The sequence below is a fragment of the Pseudoalteromonas sp. M8 genome (assembly GCF_018141365.1).
Lineage (GTDB): Bacteria > Pseudomonadota > Gammaproteobacteria > Enterobacterales > Alteromonadaceae > Pseudoalteromonas.
Map to the genome: position 1 here is coordinate 275,945 of NZ_CP047239.1, position 16,727 is coordinate 292,671.

A 16,727-nucleotide genomic window follows, 5' to 3' on the forward strand; every position below is an offset into this window, starting at 1 on the left:
CGCTTAAGACAACGCAATTCTGAGACCAGAGTTTATTTTTTAATATAAATCATATGGATAAATATAAATCTGAGATTAACACCAGCTAAAATGTGCGGATTTCCACACACTTAAATCTATAATGTGTCACTAAATTCACCCATCATCATTGGTGAACATAGTGCGATTTAAACCATACTTGCTCATCTTGTCGTACAAGGTTTTTCTCGGCACTTTTAATAAATTCATCGCATCTTTTATGCTACCTTGGCTTTGTGCCAGCGCTTCTTCAATTAACGATTGCTCGTAGTAGCTCACCTTCTCAGCCAAACTCAACGTTTCATCAGACAAATTGCTTTGCATGTTGTTACTCGCAGCCATCGCACCACCGAGTAAAATATGGCGCTCGGCGTGGTTTCTCAGCTCTCGCACGTTCCCAGGCCAGTCTTGCGCCAGTAGCTGCGCCTCTAATTCAGGGCTAATTGGCTGCATAGGTTTATGAAAGCGAGTAGCAGCAATGGAGCTAAAGTGTTTATATAGCAGCGGAATATCAGCTTTTCTGGAACGAAGTGATGGGATCATCACTTTGACGAGGTTAAGTCGATAAAATAAATCCGAGCGAAATTTACCCTGTGCGACTAAGGTTTGTAAATCCACTTTCGTCGCCGCTACCACTCTAATGTCCAGTGCTATCGCAGTGTTGCTACCAACTGGCGTCACACTTCTCTCTTCTAAAACGCGCAGCAGCTTCACTTGTAAAGCCGCAGACATGGCTTCGATTTCATCCAAAAAAACCGTGCCACCTTGGGCAAAAGAAAATTTTCCCTCGCGAGACTCTTTAGCACCCGTAAATGCTCCGCTTTTGGCACCAAATAATTCACTTTCAATCAGCTCTTCTGGAATCGCACCGCAATTGATGGCGACGAAGTTATGGTTTGAGCGCTCGCTATGGTCGTGTAAGTATCGCGCCACCAATTCCTTTCCTGTACCGGTTTCACCTTCAATTAGTACGTCAGCAGGAGTATCAATCACGGCATCAAGCAAATGTAGCATTTGCTGCATTTGCTTTGTCTCACCTAAGATCCGCACCCCCGGCGCAGACTTTTTCTTGACTTGCGCTTTTAGCTCTCGGTTTTCCATCACCAGCCGGCGTTTATCAAGCGCCCTTTCTATGCAGTCAAGTAGCGGCTCTGACACAGGCTTTTCAAAAAAGTCGTAAGCCCCTTTTTGGATAGCTTTTACCGCCACTTCAACATCCGCAAAGCCGGTTAGAAATACCACAGGTAACTCAGAATCAAACTGCATTACCTGCTCTAAAAATTGAATACCATTGATCTCAGGCATATTGATGTCACAAAGCACAACACCGCTAAACTGACGAGAAAGCTTTTTTAATGCAGGCGTTGCACTGGAAAAACACTGCACTGAGTACCCTTCTATTTCAAACAGTTGCTTTAGTGCATCTCGTATACTTTGTTCATCATCGATGATTAACAGGGTTTTCTCTTCAGTCATGTTGCGGATTCTTTGTGTGTAAACTAATTAAAAACTCGGCACCACCTTGCGGATGATTATGGGCACTGAGTTTGCCATGAAACGATTCAATGATCTGTTTTGAAATGGATAACCCCAAGCCCAAGCCATTACCTGATTTAGTGGTGTAAAACGGTTCAAATATGTTGGATAAAGCATGCTGCTTTATCCCTTCGCCCGAGTCAATAATAGACAGCTGGATCTTGCCTTCGTGCTCCACGGCGCGAATATAAATGCATTTATTATCTTGCTCAACAATGGCTTGGCACGCATTGCTAATAATATTCACCAGTACTTGCTCAAACTTAAATGGATCGACCCAGATATTGCACGCAAGCCCCTCACTTTGAATTGCTACACCGTAGCGTTTGAGTTCAGGCCCAACTATAACTAAGGCGTTATCTACAGAGTGTTTAAGGTTGGCCACCAGCATCTTATTATCATGATGCTGACTAAATGATTTTAGCTGCGCCACGATTTTATGCACTCGAGTGATCAAAGATTGGATCAGGACCATATTTTCGACTACTTTGCTCACTTCTCCCTTTTGAGCCAACCGTTTGGCGCTGGCAACATACGCACTCATGGCACTAAGCGGTTGATTGATTTCATGGTTAATGCTGGCGCTGAGCTGCCCTATGGTTGCTAACTTGGCAGCGCGAATCAGTGCATCTTGCGCCTGCTCGAGCGCTTGCTTGCGGCTGGCAACCTCAGCCTCGAGACTCCGCTGGCTGAAAAGCAGTTGTCGGTATCCTGTCAATTTACTCAACGTGTACTCGACAACAACAAAGAGTAAAATCAATACCAGTGCAGTTACCCCAAGCCGCGGCCACTGTGCAGCTTTGATAGGCGCAACTTCATGTAGCAAATAAAGAGAGTATTGCTTGTTAAGCGGCCTCTTTTGCATCAGCGCGTCGCTGCCATGAGATGAAGTTTTCACTCTGGTTGGTGAAAGCACGCGCCAATCAATCGGAAACAGAGATTCGTTTTCAAACTGCCTTGAGGATTCAATTTCTTTGCGCTTTGCTGGGGACAGTTCCCCTAACGAGCCTAACCGCCACTGCTCAACATCAGATGCCAGTACAATATGATTATCGTCCACAATTAAGAAATGGCTATCAGTTCCCGTATCAAGCTGGGCTTTATCTGATTCAAATTTACTGGCGTTAACCTTCATCACCACCACGCCCACAAGCGAGCCGTCTTTATAGACAGACTTAGCAAAATAGAAGCCACGGGTTTTGGAACGTAAACCGAGCGCAAAAGAGACATGCTCATTGCCCTTGATTGTTTCGTAAAAATAGGGGCGAAAGGCAAAATTGCTGCCTTTATAGCTATGCGGTAAATACCAGTTGCTGCTCGCAATCACAGTTCCACTGAGGTCTAGCAGGTAAACGTCTGACGCACCACTGGATATTTGAATGTCCTGAAGGTATCTGTCCAGTTCATTGGAGTTAATAGCGGTTGCTTGCTGTAAGCCTGATTGCACCAAATTGCTTAGGCTCAATTGCGTTTGGATAGCTTGATAACGAGTAAATTCAGTCTGGACATAACTATTGAACTTTTCTAGGTTGGTTTTAGTCTGACCAAGGACATTTTCCTCATCCTGTGCCACATTGAACAAATAACTTGCCCACAGCCCACAAAATAATAATAAAAGATAAATTAATATCTTAACTGAGAACTTATGTGACACACGCAACTCCTAATTGAACTCATTGAGTCTATCAGAAGCAGAATATCAATTAAATCAAATCTCTCTAAATCAATGTATCACTAAGCGCCAAGACCGGAGATAAGCAAGATTATATCCCCGGTCTTAATTTTAAACGCGTATTAGTTGGCGTATTAATTCGCGCTAATACTTAGCGTTACATTGCTCGCTGCTTGGTAGCCTTGCAGGCCGATATGCCAAGTGCCAACCTGAGGATTGGAGATTATACATACCTCATTATTGCCATTTTTGTATGGCCGACATTGGTAGGTGCTGGTATTTGGTTGCGTGCCAAAATTAACATAAAGATCCGCATCTCCCGTGCCTCCCGACGTCGTAATTGTCAGGGTTTGGTATCCCGCGGTTAGTGCTTGACTAAAATACTGCCACTGACCACTGGCGACAGAAATATTATTGATAGTTTCGTCAATAGGCGTATTGCCACTTGAGGTATCGTATTGTCCTACCAAACTGACCCCCGAAATCGCGTTCCATGCCTCTACCATCACGTAATACGTACCAGTTTGCACAGCGGAAATATTGCATTGCTCGTTACTAGACGAGTTAGTGCTCTTGCAGTCATGAGTATCCAAAGTAGGTTTGGATCCATAGCGAACGTAGAGATCGGCGTCACCAGTACCACCTGAGGTGGTAAAACTTAAATTAGTTGCACCTTGTGGTACTTCCATGGTGAAAAACTGTTGGCTTTTAGAAGCGCCAGAAATCCCCGTTTTAGCCACGCCGTTTTCAAGCTTATTGTTTGGTTGTGGCGGAGGTATATCACCCGCATTTTTACCAAGCTCAGCAACAAATGCCAGCGCGAGTTTTGCAAATTTTTGTGCATGTGTTGAATCAAATTCAGTATCGTTGGTGGTATGAATTTTTCTGTTGATCTCAGACATTCTTGATTCAAATGGCATAGAAGCTGGGAACCCTTGCTGATACCAAGATGCATGGTCAGAACAACCATAACCGCATTGGTCATAGGCATAGCTAAGGTTTGGCAAATAAGTTTCAATTAATTGGCCTAAGAACTGATTCTGTGCGCTGTTTGTATAGTCTGTCATCATCACAATATCCGCACTACTGCCATTGCGGCCAGTCATATCAAATTGTGTCATACCGACTACGTTTTTTCCCTGAGAGCTGTACGACTGCGCGATAGCTTTAGAACCTCGAAGCCCAACTTCTTCTGCCGCAAAGCCCATGATTTGGATTGTCCGCTGAGGCTGATAACCATCTTCAACAATAGCGCTTAGCGCTTCGGTAAGCACAGCTATCCCTGAGGCATTATCATCCGCACCCGGCGCAAGTCCACTCGAGTTAGATTGGTTAATTGAATCAAGGTGCCCGCCGATAATAACGATTTCATCGCTCAGTTCGCTACCTGGAATGGTGACAATCACTGAAGACTGAGCCCAAGAGTGGCTAAAATATTCAACACTAATATCTGAGCGACTTGCTGCAATATCGCTCCATGTTTGCTTGACCCATGCAGCGGCATCAACACCCGTTTGCGAGGTATAATAGCGGTTATAAAAACTGGTTAGCGAATTGACACTGCTGTCTAAGTTTACCGTACTGACTTTTGAGATTAAGCTGTTAACCCGCGCGGGGTTATCAATGCTGTAGTTAACCAGCGTCGCACTTGGGTTTATGCTTTCTAACTGTGCAAGGTAGCTTTGCGCCTGCTCTAAAGAGTCATGAGCGACAAAACCACCACAGCGGTGATATTCGTCGTGCATAAATGCACTCAGGTGTGAATGTAAGCTTGCAGGTACTTTTAACGCTTTGACTTCGCTGTTCGGTAAAGAAAGCTGCTCAAAGTGAGTACCGCGAATAGAATTATGGACTTGGAAATGCTGACTAGACTTCGCATCCATCGTCACCCAAACCTCTTCTGACGCTTCAGAAAAGCCACTCAAACAGGCAATGCTCAGTAGCATAGGTGTAGTTAATTTCATTGTTGTATCCTCAACTCATTTGAATAACAACATGATTTAAGCGCTGAGCAAAATAAAAGAATTATTCAAATGAGGTAAATTTATGACTTTTTTGGGGCCTAATAAAAAAGGGAGCTTGCGCTCCCTATAAACTGTTACTTAGTTCGCTTTGATATTCAGTGTTACACCGCTAGCTGCGCTATAGCCACGTAAATCAATATACCAAGTACCTTGCTGCGGGTTTGCAATCGTACAAGTCTCATTGTTACCGTTTTTATAAGGACGACACTGATAGCTCGACGTTGTTGATTGAGAACCAAAGTTTACGTATAGGTCCGCATCACCTGAACCACCTGAAATGCTTACTTCAAGGCTGCTGTAGCTAGCATTTAGATCTTGCGTGAAACGTGTCCAGCTGCCAGATGCAACACTGATATTTGACTCAGTGCGGTCAATTGGTTGAGTTCCACCTGTTGAGCTGTATGTACCAGTCAAAGTTACGCCCGAAATCTGATTCCACGCTTCGACCATCACGTAGTACTTACCAGCTTGAATGTTACTAATATCGCAGCTTTCGTTGCTTGTAGACGTTGTGCTATTGCAGTCATAAGTGTTTAGTGTCGGACGAGAGCCATACTTGACATAAAGGTCCGCATCACCGCTACCACCAGAAGTGGTGAAGTTTAGGCTAGTCGCATCAGCTGGCACATCAAGGGTAAAAAACATTTGCTCTTTTGCCGCGCCACTGATCCCAGTACGAGGCTGACCGTTCGTTAACTCTTCATCGCCACCAGGAGGAGGTGGTGGGTTGGTGTCACAGCTACTACCTGTGCTTAAGTTAGAGTTAACGCCAACCGCTGCTAACGCAGCTTGTACATCACCAGGTTCATAACCTAGGTCACATGCCGCATCCATCACGCCATTACCAGCTAAGTCCCAGTCAGTATTAGCGGTCCAATACATTTGGTTAGCTTTTGCCATTACGATAAAGGCTTTTTTCGTATCCCAACCTGCCGTAGTTGCCAGATTGTAGAAGGCTTTGTTGAACACCCCTGAAGTGTGATGAACATCCATGCTAGACGTATAGTTAGACTGATGATCGATTGAGCGACCGTCTTGCGTTGGATCATTCATATAACGCAATGCACCACTCCCTTTGAAAATGTCTTGTCCAACTAACCAGTCATTGCTGCCTTTCATATAAAATTCAGCAGCTTCACCTGCCATATCAGAAAACGCTTCGTTCAAGCCACCTGATTTATAACGGTATACCAAACCTGAGTTTTGCTCAGTGAAACCATGGCTTACTTCGTGAGCAGATACATCAAGACTTACCAACGGATAGAATGTATTTGCACCATCACCAAATGTCATCGCACTGCCATCCCAAAACGCGTTTTCGTAGTTGCTACTATAGTGCACACGCATTTTAAGCTGGAACGACAACGGCGCTGTGCCGAGCCAATCGTTGTACATATTAAATACTACATTGCCAAAATAATGGGCGTCGTTCAGCGGTGAGTATGCACCGTTAATTTCTTTAACGGTATTTTCTGGGCATGTAAAGCTATGTGCAGTCGAACCGCTACTACCGTGATTTAAGTTAATTGTCTTAACGTTCGCATTCGTCATGGTACAAGTATTGCCCGACTGCGCTACGTCTAGATGACCATAATCAGTACCATATTGGTAACGACCAGTCTTTTGGTTACCACCAGGGCCTATCGCATCTGCATGCTGCAAGTTATTGAAGCTTTCTAACACTTCGCCTGTGTTTGCATCAATGATCAAATATGGGCGTTTAGGCTCATCACCATAAGTAACAAAAGTGACTTCATAGACTAAACGTGCCGTTGAATTGCCATCCAACCAGATCGCAAGGCGAGATTTCTCGTTATGTTTTTTAAGCTTTTTGCCTGCACTAAGCGATTGCTTTTCAAACTGATTCAATGCCATTTTGGCATTTAGCCTGGGTTTTACCGAACCGATGTCAGCCGCGATGTTATAAACCGCTGCACCGTGAGCCTTTTTAAGCGCACCGGCATCGTCAAACGTTAAAATGACCGAATCGCCAATCACTGGTAATCCTTGGTACATTTGTTGAAAACGCTTAGTTACTTCACCTTTTTTACTATTGAAGCTTTTAAGCTCCTTTAGTTGGCTCGCGCTTTCCAAACCAATCAGCACTTCTGGTTGTGTACTCAACACTGTTTGAGAAGCTGACTTAAGCATAGTATTAATGTCAGCTTGCTGGTTTAAGTATTGTTTTGTTGCAGCTTGAGCACTGAGCGAAGTAAACGCAATCGCACACGCCGTAGCCATAGTTACTGTAGATAATTTCACGAATTACACTCCTAGTATTGTTGTTTTATTGTCCTTTTCATCACTGCTTAACAAAAAACATTAGATGAAATGTGACTGTTTTCTCCTTCAACTGCAGAAGACATGGCAAGCCCATTAGCACTCGCCACGCCTTATTAGACTAGGCAGCAATTCAAATAAATAAACCCCAAAGTTAACATTTTAATAATATTTAATTTACTTTAAATATTTATGCAATGCTTTCATGCATTTGTTTAAAAAATAGACCCACACTTAATATCTTGAATTAAGTAACAAAACATACGTTTGTAAATTTTTTGATACAATATGAGTAAATATGCCAGTTTCTTCCCTAAACTAACTTTATAATCATTATGTTGTATCAAAACATGTAGTAACTACTCGGTAATTCTTTCTGCCTTGTGCTTCATTTGTTCAACCCCACAACATCTGAAATCTAAAATTATTAATAAAATTCAATACCTTATAAATCTCATTCTCCCGGTATAACACTTGCAGTTTGAATAATTACAAGCTGCAACGAAATTAGGAGGAGTAATGGATACTTTTGAAATATTATCCTACACAGATCATAGAGTTGGGGCCGTTCTAACAGGGAAAGCAGCCGCAGAAAAATTGCAAAATGAATTGTTAAACAGCCACCTTGTTCAACATGAGCATCTAGAACTGGTTAATCCGTATGACAAAGATGCCGACAAAAAACTTGAGCCTAAAAGCGAAAGTCGCCTTGCCAAAAACATGCTTAATTGGCATTTGTACCTTGGCAGCATGGGGGTGATATTAGGCTTTCTAATCGCGGGGCTATTGGTAAGTTATGGACCGGCTTTCACACAAGCTAATCCTTACTTAACGTTTATCGCTTTATTAAGCCCCGGCTTATTTTTAGGGCTATTTGCTTCAGGCCTTATTTCTTTGCGTCCAGACAAAGATGCGTTTAACCAGGCGGTGATGAATAAAATCGCAGAGGGCAAGTGGCTGCTTATCATTAAAACGAATAATGAGGCGCATCGAAGCAAACTCATGTCGTTTTTTAAAAACAGCACCAGAACAGACGTTTTAAGCTAGAAAGAGGTAATCTACATGGAAATTTTTAATGCAATAAAGCAAGATCATGATCATCAACGCGCCCTATTGAACATGTTGGCAGAAACGTCTGGTGATTCAAAGGTTCGCGAGAAGTACTATAAAGAGTTGAAGGACGCGCTAGAGGCGCATGCCATCGCAGAAGAAAGGTACTTTTACGCCCCGTTAATGGAAAGCGACATGACGATCGAAGACTCTCGCCACGGTATCGCCGAGCATCATGAGATTGATGAGTTAATTGAGGCACTGGATAATACGGAGTTTTCCGATCCTAGTTGGCTAACTAAATTGAAAAAACTCAAAGACAAAGTTGAGCATCACTTGGCTGACGAAGAGCAAGCATTTTTCCAGCGTGCGGGTAAGGTACTTGATAAAAGTGAAAAGTCGCAACTTGCAGATGAGTATCAAAAAGAGATGGAAGAGCAGTTATAGCTTTCTATGCCCACAACATGTTGTGGGCATTTACTTTGCTAGATTTTGGTAACCGACACCATCACAGCAATTTACCAATCAATACCACTCCAAGTATGAGCAGTAGTCCATTCATCACCAGCAAAAATTGCTTTTTAGGTAAGCGTTTCGCAAGGTGCACACCGAGCCTATTACCAAGCAACGCTAAAGGTGTAAAACAGATAGCAAGCAGCACATGTTGCCACTGTAACAACCCAGTTGCAGAGAAGGTCGCTAACTTAATCACATTCATCAGCGCAAATAGTACCGCAACCGTCGCGATATAAGCCGTTGGCTCTAATTTGCGAGCGTTAAAATACACCATGAGTGGTGGGCCGCCTGCATGAATTAAGGTCGTGGAGATACCAGCTGCGGTAGAGGTGCTCGCGGCCAGTAACCTTAAGTGCCCAACACTTTCAGGTGTATTTTTAATCAGTAAGCTTTTAAGCGCAAATATTATGCTCATCGCTGCAATCACAACCGTCAGCCAAAACTCACTGACGCCTTGAAGAAAAAGCGTTGCTAAGGCTATCCCGACTAGTGTGCCTGGCAATAACCGCTTTAATTCTGGCACATTCCATAAGCGCCAATAGCTCTTCAGGCTAAAAACATCCGCAACGATAAGTAGCGGAAGCATCAACGCAATGGCGTCCCTTGGATTCAACACCATCATCAAAATTGGAACAGAAAACGCCCCTAACGCGCCTGCAAAGCCAGACTTTGAAATACCACTTAGCAGAACGACAAGGGCAATTACTGCAAGTTGAATTGGTTCTGTCATTCTTCAATTCCTTTAATTTTAGGCGCTGAATTTAATACCAATTTGCTTAGTTAAGTAATAAAAACCACAGCGCTTCAACATCTGTTACTGCCGTAACCTGCATGTTGTCATCAGCAATCAGACCGATGCCATCTCCTTGCTGAAACCTTTCACCATCAAGCGTCGCTTCACCGCCAACAATGTGCAAATAGGCTTTTTGCGCGTGCGCATTCAGCTCAATCTGTTGACCTTGATGTAGTTGCAATCGGTGTATTTCAGCGTCAGCATTGATACTCAGAGTGCTCTCCACGCCTGTAGGCGTAACAATCGGCGTAAGTGCACTACTTTGTTTGATTTGAATTTGTTCATAACTCGGGGTTATGCCTTTAAGCTTTGGCTCTATCCAAATTTGTAAAAAATGGGCAGGCGCTGTCTTTGAAGCATTATATTCTGAATGAAGAATGCCACTACCGGCGCTCATTCTCTGAACTTCACCTGCCGCCACAGTAAACTGATTACCCATACTATCTTGATGTGCTAATTCACCGTCAATGACATAGGAAATAATTTCCATATCTCGGTGACCATGAGTATCAAAGCCATGACCACCAAGTACTGTGTCATCATTGATCACCCTAAGATTACCAAATCCCATGTGGGCGGGATCATAATATCGACCAAATGAGAAACTATGTTGGCTTTGCAACCAGCCAAAATCTGCTTTACCTCTATCTTGTGCTTTTCGAATATATCGCATGTTTCGCTCCAAACGCATGTTGATGACCTTAGTCTATTGCCTGTTTGAAACGAATAAAATTTGATAATTTAACATCAACCATTCTACTCAAGAGAATCTTCTAGCTGCATGCACTGATATCTTAACTCACCAATAAAAGCGCGCGCGGCGGGCCCAAGCCTGTCACCATCTTTAAAAATAAGATGAAGCTGTGCTTTACGCTGACTATGTTGCGATAGTGGTAGTGGTTTCAAGACGCTAGAGTCTAGTTGCGTTTTAATAGCCGGAATAGGTAACCAAGCAAATCCTAAGCCTTGCGCTATCATATCTATCGAGGTTGTCATATGGCTCACCGTCCAACGTTGATGCGCCCCCAACCATCCTTCATCTTTTTTACGCGAGATTGCAGAATCTCTCACTACGATTTGACGATGGGATTTTAAGTCTTCGAATGTAAGCTCGCGACCAAATTGATGTAATGCGTGATTGGGATTTGCCACTGCAACAAACTCGATTTGGCACAACTCTTCACTGAACCCATCTTGTAAAGTAACTGGAGAAATGGCGATATCTACGTCGGTATTTTGTAAAAGTTCTGATGCGCCTGTTAATACTGACTCGACCAACTCGACACGCAATAAAGGGTATTGTGCAGATGTATTTTCTAGCACCTTATAGAGTACCTGCTGTGGGAAAATTTCATCGACCGCAATGCGCAATTGACTCTCAACTCCCTCGCCCAGCGTCTGCCCTACCGCTTCCACTTTTGCCGCTTCTTCCAAGAGATAATTGGCACGGCGCAGCATCATTTCACCCGCTTCGGTTAACAGGGTTCTTCGCCCTTCGACTCTAAAAAGCTTAACACCAAGGCATTCCTCAATTTTATGGACCGCAGTGTGGATACTTGACTGGCTTTTATGCACCTCTTTGGCAGCTTGATTAAAACCACCATATTCAACAACGGCTCTAAACATTCGCCACTGTTCTAATGTCACTCTCAACATACTGATTTAACCTAATATTTATGCGTTATTGCTCAATGGTTGATGGTTTATTTTCACAATCTTCACCATGGCAGGTATTAAGATCTTCTTGCGCTTTTTCGTCCGCCTGCAACACCTGTTTGAGGTCAGCCATACGCTGACGGATCGCAATACCATAGCTTTCATCGTCTCCCCACACATCGGCGAGCATATGCATAGATTCAACATCGTGTTTGGTAAAGAGGTAACCCGCTCGTGCGACATCTTCTTCACTATGGCCCAATAACTTGAGCGCCTGTTCACCTAACTTCACAGCAGAGACAAAGGTTTCTCGCTCAAACGCAGTGACACCCAATTTTATCAGTTGGTAGGCATGGCGACGGTCGGTCGCACGAACTACAAGTTTTAGGTTAGGGAAATGTTGCTGCGCCAACCTGACGATTTCGAGGGTTTTATCTGGCTCATCAATCGCCACGACCAGCATTTGCGCCTCGTGAGCCCCTGCGGCTTCGAGTAAATCTAATCGAGCACCATCGCCATAAAACACTTGATTGCCAAAGCGACGGAGTAATTCAATTTGGCTTGGGCTGTGATCCAAAATCGATAAATGATAACCCTGTGCATGAAGCAAACGCCCTATCACTTGGCCAAAACGCCCGTAGCCGACCACAATAACGTTTTGTGTCGCTTCCATCGTCTCTAAGCTATCTTGTTCTTGAGGAGTATTGGCCTGGCGTTCAACTATTTTGTCATAAAGAATAAAAATGAGGGGCGATCCGAGCATAGATACCGCAACAACCAGTGTAACTAACGCGACTTGATCTGGAGTTAAGATTGCTAAACTGCCAGTAACCGAAAGGAGTACAAACGCGAACTCACCGCCTTGACACAGGGCTGCGGTAAATAACCATGTCGCTCGCTTATGCAGTGAAAACGCCGTTGCCAACATATATAAAATAACCGCCTTTAACCCCATTAGTAGCACCACTGACGCTAAAATAAATAACCATTTTTGTGCCAATAAGGAAAAGTCGATTGATGCGCCTACTGTCATGAAAAAGAGGCCAAGTAGTAACCCTTTAAACGGTTCGATATCGGCTTCTAATTCATGGCGAAATTCACTTTCCGCGAGAACAACACCCGCGAGAAATGTTCCAAGCGCTGGGGATAAACCAATGCTTTGCATCAATAACGCGGTTGCGATAACGATAAATAACGCCACCACGGTAAATAGTTCGCGCATTCGAGTGCTGGCAATATACCTAAATAACGGCGCGGCAACATAATGCCCGGCAGCGATAATAGCCAAAATGACAAAAACAGAGATAATCACTTGGAGATAAGTCGGAAAAGCGTGTAATAAATTGCCGTGGCCATCACTCACAGCCAAATCACTAAATGCTAACAACGGCATAATAGCGAGAATGGGGATCACGGCTATATCTTGAAATAACAACACCGAAAACGCATTTTGACCGCCAGATTGTTTAATTAAGCCTTTTTCATTTAAGGTTTGCAGTGCAATGGCAGTAGAAGACAGTGCCAACATTAACGCGATGGCTAATGATTGCTGCCACAAAAAGCCAAGCACTAAATCAATCGCGAAATAGAGTACAGCCGTTGTTATAACTACTTGTAAGCCACCGAGACCAACTATAGAGCGGCGCATCGTCCAGAGCCTTTTGGGCTGTAACTCAAGCCCGACTAAGAATAGCATCATCACTACACCAAACTCGGCAAAGTGCATGACGTCCGTTTGCTCCCCCACAAGATGAAGAAGGTGAGGACCAATTAGGATCCCCGCCAATAAATATCCAAGCACAGAGCCAAGCCCTAGCCGTTTAGCGATTGGCACCGCCAATATCGCAGCAGCCAAATAGATAGTCGCGAGCAGTAACATAATAAAGACACCTGTTATTGTTATCGTCTTTATTATGTTCAGGGTAAGTGTATTTATCCAGTCTTCGTTCTAAAAAACAAAATATAAATGACCGAAATCCTGCAATTAATCTTGTAAATCCGAATATATAGTGGGGTGGCAGATCTGCATCAAAATGCTCGGATCTGGCACCGCTGCAAAGCCGAATTTTTCATATAGAGTATGCGCATCAAAAGTTGCCAGCATAAAGCGCCTTAAGCCTTGTAGCTCTGGATGTTCAACCACGGCTTGAACAATCGCTTTGCCTACTCCTTTACCTCTGGCACTTTCATCAACTATCACGTCAGCAAGATAGGCAAAGGTGGCATAGTCAGTTATCACGCGACAAAAACCCTGAAACTCGCCTTTGTCATCCAAACACATGAAACTCAGGCTATTTTGAATGGCTTTTTCTAGCAATGCTTTAGGCATTTGTTTTGCCCAATAAGCATTAGAGATCAGTGCATGGATAGTATCAAGGTGGCGCAAAATAAGAGGAGTATCAGTGGTTATCATTATTGTCCCGGTTAACAGCAAGAGTAGAGCTAAAAATTAAGCGATTTTTAGCAAGAAGCAAAGTGAAATTTTCACAGTCATAAATCTTTCATTATTGCGTAACCCTTCGGTCAATAAAGCGGCGTAATCTCCTTTACGAAGACTCCCCTTGATTGATTTAGAGTTGTTGGCAGTGTTGACTCAGTTGACACTGCCTTTTTTGCTTGATACCAAAAAATAATAAAAAACGGCGCTCTAAGCGCCGTAATTAAACAAGCTTTTGAATATAACTAACCTAAGTTTATTTGATAGGTTGGCGGTTGGTTAAGTTTATTGCCCAGTCGGGATAACCCTTTCCACCACGCAAATCCAAACAACAACATCGCTACAATCCAAAGTGAAGCACTCGTCAGCGAGGTACTTAACTGACTAGCTTGGTAAACTAAAGTCGCCATGATATAAGCAATTGAGGTCGTCCAGCCAATAACAAGCCACATCCACTTACCGCCAGATTCACGCTTAATTGCACCTAATACCGCTACACAAGGAGTATAGAGTAAGATAAAGACAAGATAACTAAATGCACCAATTTGACCATTAAATTTCGCGGCCATTGCGGTGAGTAGCACTGTGCCACTTTCAGCACCTGATTCTAATTCGTTAAGTCCTAATGGATCACCAAGGTTTGCGATAAGATCTTTACTATTGTCTACTATGGTCATCAACGCTTCTTTTAACGAAGCCAACAATGAAAACTCTCCACCTTCTTCTTCGGCACCGGTATAAAGCGCATCTAAAGTACCGACGATGGCTTCTTTGGCAAACATACCAGTCACAACACCAACCGTAGCAGGCCAGTTTTCCTCTTTTAACCCAATTGGCTCAAAGATTGGCGTGACAACTTGTGCAGCCTTCGCCAAAAGTGACCTATCTGTATTCTCATTGCCAAACGAACCGTCGGTACCAATCGAGTTTAATGCACTGAGTAAAATAACCACCATGACAATTGTTTTGCCAGCACGTTTGATAAAGCCGCTCAGACGCTGCCAAGTGGTAATGAATATATTGCGCCAAATTGGCATATGATACGCTGGCATCTCAGTAAACGAGGGTAATTTTTGCGTTTTGAATACTTGCTTTCTAAATAAAAAGCCAGAACCTACCGCAACCACTATGCCAAGCAAATACAGACCAAAAACGACATTGGCTCCGTTCGTTGGAAAGAAAGCCGCTGCAAATAACGCATATACCGTCAAACGAGCGCCGCAGGACATAAATGGCGCCATAATAATCGTCAGTAACCTATCTGACTCTCGGCCCATCGTTCTTGACGCCATAACCGCAGGCACATTACAGCCGAATCCAACAATCAAAGGTACAAAAGCATTGCCAGGTAGACCAATGGATGACATCAAACGGTCAATAACAAACGCGGCCCGAGAAAGATAACCACTGTCTTCCAAAATGGATAAGCACAGATACAGCACCGCAATAACAGGGATGAAGGTCGCCACTAATTGAATACCCGCACCAAAACCATCAGCCAATAACACACTTAGCCATTGAGGTGCGCCAATATCAGCCAGCAAGATTTTTACACCATCGATGAGTAAGGCGCCCACGGCGATGTCAAAAAAGTCGATAAATACAGCACCAACATTCACCGCAATGGTAAACATTAAATACATCATGGCTAAGAAAATAGGTACACCAAGCCAGCGGTTGAGCACAATTTTATCAAGCGTTTCTGTCGTATCTGCACGTTTTGGCGTAATGACACTTACGCCATCAGCCAATTTTTTCACTGCTTGGTGACGAGCAACCGCTTTTTCGAGGGGATCGCTGCTAGCACTTTCGGTGTTTGCCGTCACAGGTGCTTTTGGAAAACGCGTGATCTGTGCGAGTTGTTCCAACAACGCTTCTTGCCCTGTACCTTTAGCACCGTGGAATGGCACTACAGGTAACCCTAACTGTTCAGAGAGTCTTTTTAAATCTAACGTTCTTCCACGCTGTGTTGCGACATCAACCATATTTGCAACAACGAGAATAGGTTTGCCTAATTCTTTCAGCTGGGAAGTTAATACTAGATTTCGCTGTAAGTTTGCGGCATCCACGATGTTAATGATGACGTCAGCTTCATTTTGCTTTAGGAAGTCACACGCGATTTGCTCATCTTGGCTTGGCTCAATTTGCTCCATGCTATATAAGCCGGGCAAATCTACCAATTCTACGTTTGTGTTTTCTAAAGCAAAATAGCCGAATTTTTTCTCGACAGTTACCCCTGGCCAATTCCCTACTTTTTGTTTAGAGCCGGTCAGGCGGTTAAATAATGTGGTTTTCCCGCAGTTCGGGTTCCCCACTAACGCAATTTTCATACGTGAGCCCTTAATAACTTATAAAACTTCAATTTCAACGAACTGTGCGTCGGCCTTACGCACACTCACAAAGGTGTCACCAATTTTCACTTGCATCGGGCATCCAAGTGGGGCGACGTTAATGACTTCTATTTGCTCACCAGGAATAATTCCAAGTGCCATTATTCGACTCAGTAACGCAGTATCTGGATGGGTAAGAGAAGTGATGGTCGCTGCGCTATTTTTGGAAAGTTTATCTAATGTCATTGATTATGAGAACAATTTGCAATAAAAGTATGGCGCATCATACCTCATTGACTATTTTCTTTAAACTAGATTGCGACAATAATCTATTATTGCTTGTTATTTAAGGTGTTTACTAGTTAAGATGAACTAAACCATTGCCATATGCCTGACTGTATTAAGGGGTCCTGCC

General features: G+C 43.5%; 13 protein-coding genes. 2 read left to right on the top strand and 11 right to left on the bottom strand.

The window, feature by feature from the left end; translation table 11 throughout:
• Nucleotides 1-135: 135 nt before the first annotated feature.
• The 4 genes from GSF13_RS01130 to GSF13_RS01145 form a co-directional block, all read right to left on the bottom strand.
• Nucleotides 136-1,494: a sigma-54 dependent transcriptional regulator gene (locus GSF13_RS01130; RefSeq protein WP_211865691.1), complete on the bottom strand. Its 1,359-nt coding sequence runs from the start codon at nucleotides 1,492-1,494 to the stop codon at nucleotides 136-138.
• Nucleotides 1,487-3,208: an ATP-binding protein gene (locus tag GSF13_RS01135; protein WP_211865693.1), complete on the bottom strand. Its 1,722-nt coding sequence runs from the start codon at nucleotides 3,206-3,208 to the stop codon at nucleotides 1,487-1,489. Before GSF13_RS01135 ends, GSF13_RS01130 begins: the two co-directional genes overlap by 8 nt.
• Nucleotides 3,209-3,360: 152 nt before the next feature.
• Entirely contained in the window at nucleotides 3,361-5,190 is a 1,830-nt protein-coding gene (locus GSF13_RS01140) for a M28 family metallopeptidase (protein WP_211865695.1), read from the bottom strand.
• Between the two features lie 138 nt (nucleotides 5,191-5,328).
• Nucleotides 5,329-7,512 (bottom strand): pre-peptidase C-terminal domain-containing protein, encoded by a 2,184-nt coding sequence (locus GSF13_RS01145; RefSeq protein WP_211865698.1) that lies wholly within the window; start codon nucleotides 7,510-7,512, stop codon nucleotides 5,329-5,331.
• 537 nt (nucleotides 7,513-8,049) lie between these two features.
• On the opposite strand from GSF13_RS01145, the gene GSF13_RS01150 reads away from it, so the two are divergent.
• Nucleotides 8,050-8,577 carry a hypothetical protein gene (locus tag GSF13_RS01150; RefSeq protein WP_174169308.1) on the top strand — a complete coding sequence of 176 codons (528 nt, stop codon included), beginning with the start codon at nucleotides 8,050-8,052 and terminating at the stop codon, nucleotides 8,575-8,577.
• 15 nt (nucleotides 8,578-8,592) lie between these two features.
• A complete protein-coding gene (locus GSF13_RS01155) occupies nucleotides 8,593-9,027 on the top strand; it encodes a hemerythrin domain-containing protein (RefSeq protein WP_045990043.1) in 435 nt (144 codons plus the stop codon).
• Nucleotides 9,028-9,088: 61 nt separating this feature from the next.
• Here the strand turns inward: GSF13_RS01155 and GSF13_RS01160 are convergent, their stop codons facing one another.
• The 7 genes from GSF13_RS01160 to GSF13_RS01190 all read right to left on the bottom strand — a co-directional run bounded on the left by GSF13_RS01160 (nucleotide 9,089) and on the right by GSF13_RS01190 (nucleotide 16,558).
• Nucleotides 9,089-9,826, bottom strand: coding sequence for a sulfite exporter TauE/SafE family protein (locus GSF13_RS01160; protein ID WP_211865700.1), 738 nt, complete (start codon nucleotides 9,824-9,826; stop codon nucleotides 9,089-9,091).
• Between the two features lie 46 nt (nucleotides 9,827-9,872).
• The gene (locus GSF13_RS01165) at nucleotides 9,873-10,562 is read right to left on the bottom strand and encodes a pirin family protein (RefSeq protein ID WP_010605309.1); all 690 of its coding nucleotides are present in this window, start codon (nucleotides 10,560-10,562) and stop codon (nucleotides 9,873-9,875) included.
• Between the two features lie 83 nt (nucleotides 10,563-10,645).
• Nucleotides 10,646-11,545 (bottom strand): LysR family transcriptional regulator, encoded by a 900-nt coding sequence (locus GSF13_RS01170; protein WP_174169310.1) that lies wholly within the window; start codon nucleotides 11,543-11,545, stop codon nucleotides 10,646-10,648.
• 25 nt (nucleotides 11,546-11,570) lie between these two features.
• The gene (locus GSF13_RS01175) at nucleotides 11,571-13,424 is read right to left on the bottom strand and encodes a monovalent cation:proton antiporter-2 (CPA2) family protein (protein ID WP_174169311.1); all 1,854 of its coding nucleotides are present in this window, start codon (nucleotides 13,422-13,424) and stop codon (nucleotides 11,571-11,573) included.
• Nucleotides 13,425-13,529: 105 nt separating this feature from the next.
• A complete protein-coding gene (locus GSF13_RS01180) occupies nucleotides 13,530-13,958 on the bottom strand; it encodes a GNAT family N-acetyltransferase (protein WP_010605306.1) in 429 nt (142 codons plus the stop codon).
• 269 nt (nucleotides 13,959-14,227) lie between these two features.
• A complete protein-coding gene (feoB, locus tag GSF13_RS01185; protein WP_211865702.1) occupies nucleotides 14,228-16,312 on the bottom strand; it encodes a ferrous iron transport protein B in 2,085 nt (694 codons plus the stop codon).
• A gap of 18 nt (nucleotides 16,313-16,330) precedes the next feature.
• Entirely contained in the window at nucleotides 16,331-16,558 is a 228-nt protein-coding gene (locus tag GSF13_RS01190) for a FeoA family protein (RefSeq protein WP_010605304.1), read from the bottom strand.
• Nucleotides 16,559-16,727 lie beyond the last annotated feature (169 nt).

Coding starts and splice junctions, on each gene's coding strand:
- GSF13_RS01130 (WP_211865691.1), bottom strand. CDS start 1,494: ATGACTGAAGAGAAAACCCTGTTAATCATCGATGATGAACAAAGTATA.
- GSF13_RS01140 (WP_211865695.1), bottom strand. CDS start 5,190: ATGAAATTAACTACACCTATGCTACTGAGCATTGCCTGTTTGAGTGGC.
- GSF13_RS01150 (WP_174169308.1), top strand. CDS start 8,050: ATGGATACTTTTGAAATATTATCCTACACAGATCATAGAGTTGGGGCC.
- GSF13_RS01155 (WP_045990043.1), top strand. CDS start 8,593: ATGGAAATTTTTAATGCAATAAAGCAAGATCATGATCATCAACGCGCC.
- GSF13_RS01160 (WP_211865700.1), bottom strand. CDS start 9,826: ATGACAGAACCAATTCAACTTGCAGTAATTGCCCTTGTCGTTCTGCTA.
- GSF13_RS01165 (WP_010605309.1), bottom strand. CDS start 10,562: ATGCGATATATTCGAAAAGCACAAGATAGAGGTAAAGCAGATTTTGGC.
- GSF13_RS01170 (WP_174169310.1), bottom strand. CDS start 11,545: ATGTTGAGAGTGACATTAGAACAGTGGCGAATGTTTAGAGCCGTTGTT.
- GSF13_RS01175 (WP_174169311.1), bottom strand. CDS start 13,424: ATGTTACTGCTCGCGACTATCTATTTGGCTGCTGCGATATTGGCGGTG.
- GSF13_RS01180 (WP_010605306.1), bottom strand. CDS start 13,958: ATGATAACCACTGATACTCCTCTTATTTTGCGCCACCTTGATACTATC.
- feoB (WP_211865702.1), bottom strand. CDS start 16,312: ATGAAAATTGCGTTAGTGGGGAACCCGAACTGCGGGAAAACCACATTA.
- GSF13_RS01190 (WP_010605304.1), bottom strand. CDS start 16,558: ATGACATTAGATAAACTTTCCAAAAATAGCGCAGCGACCATCACTTCT.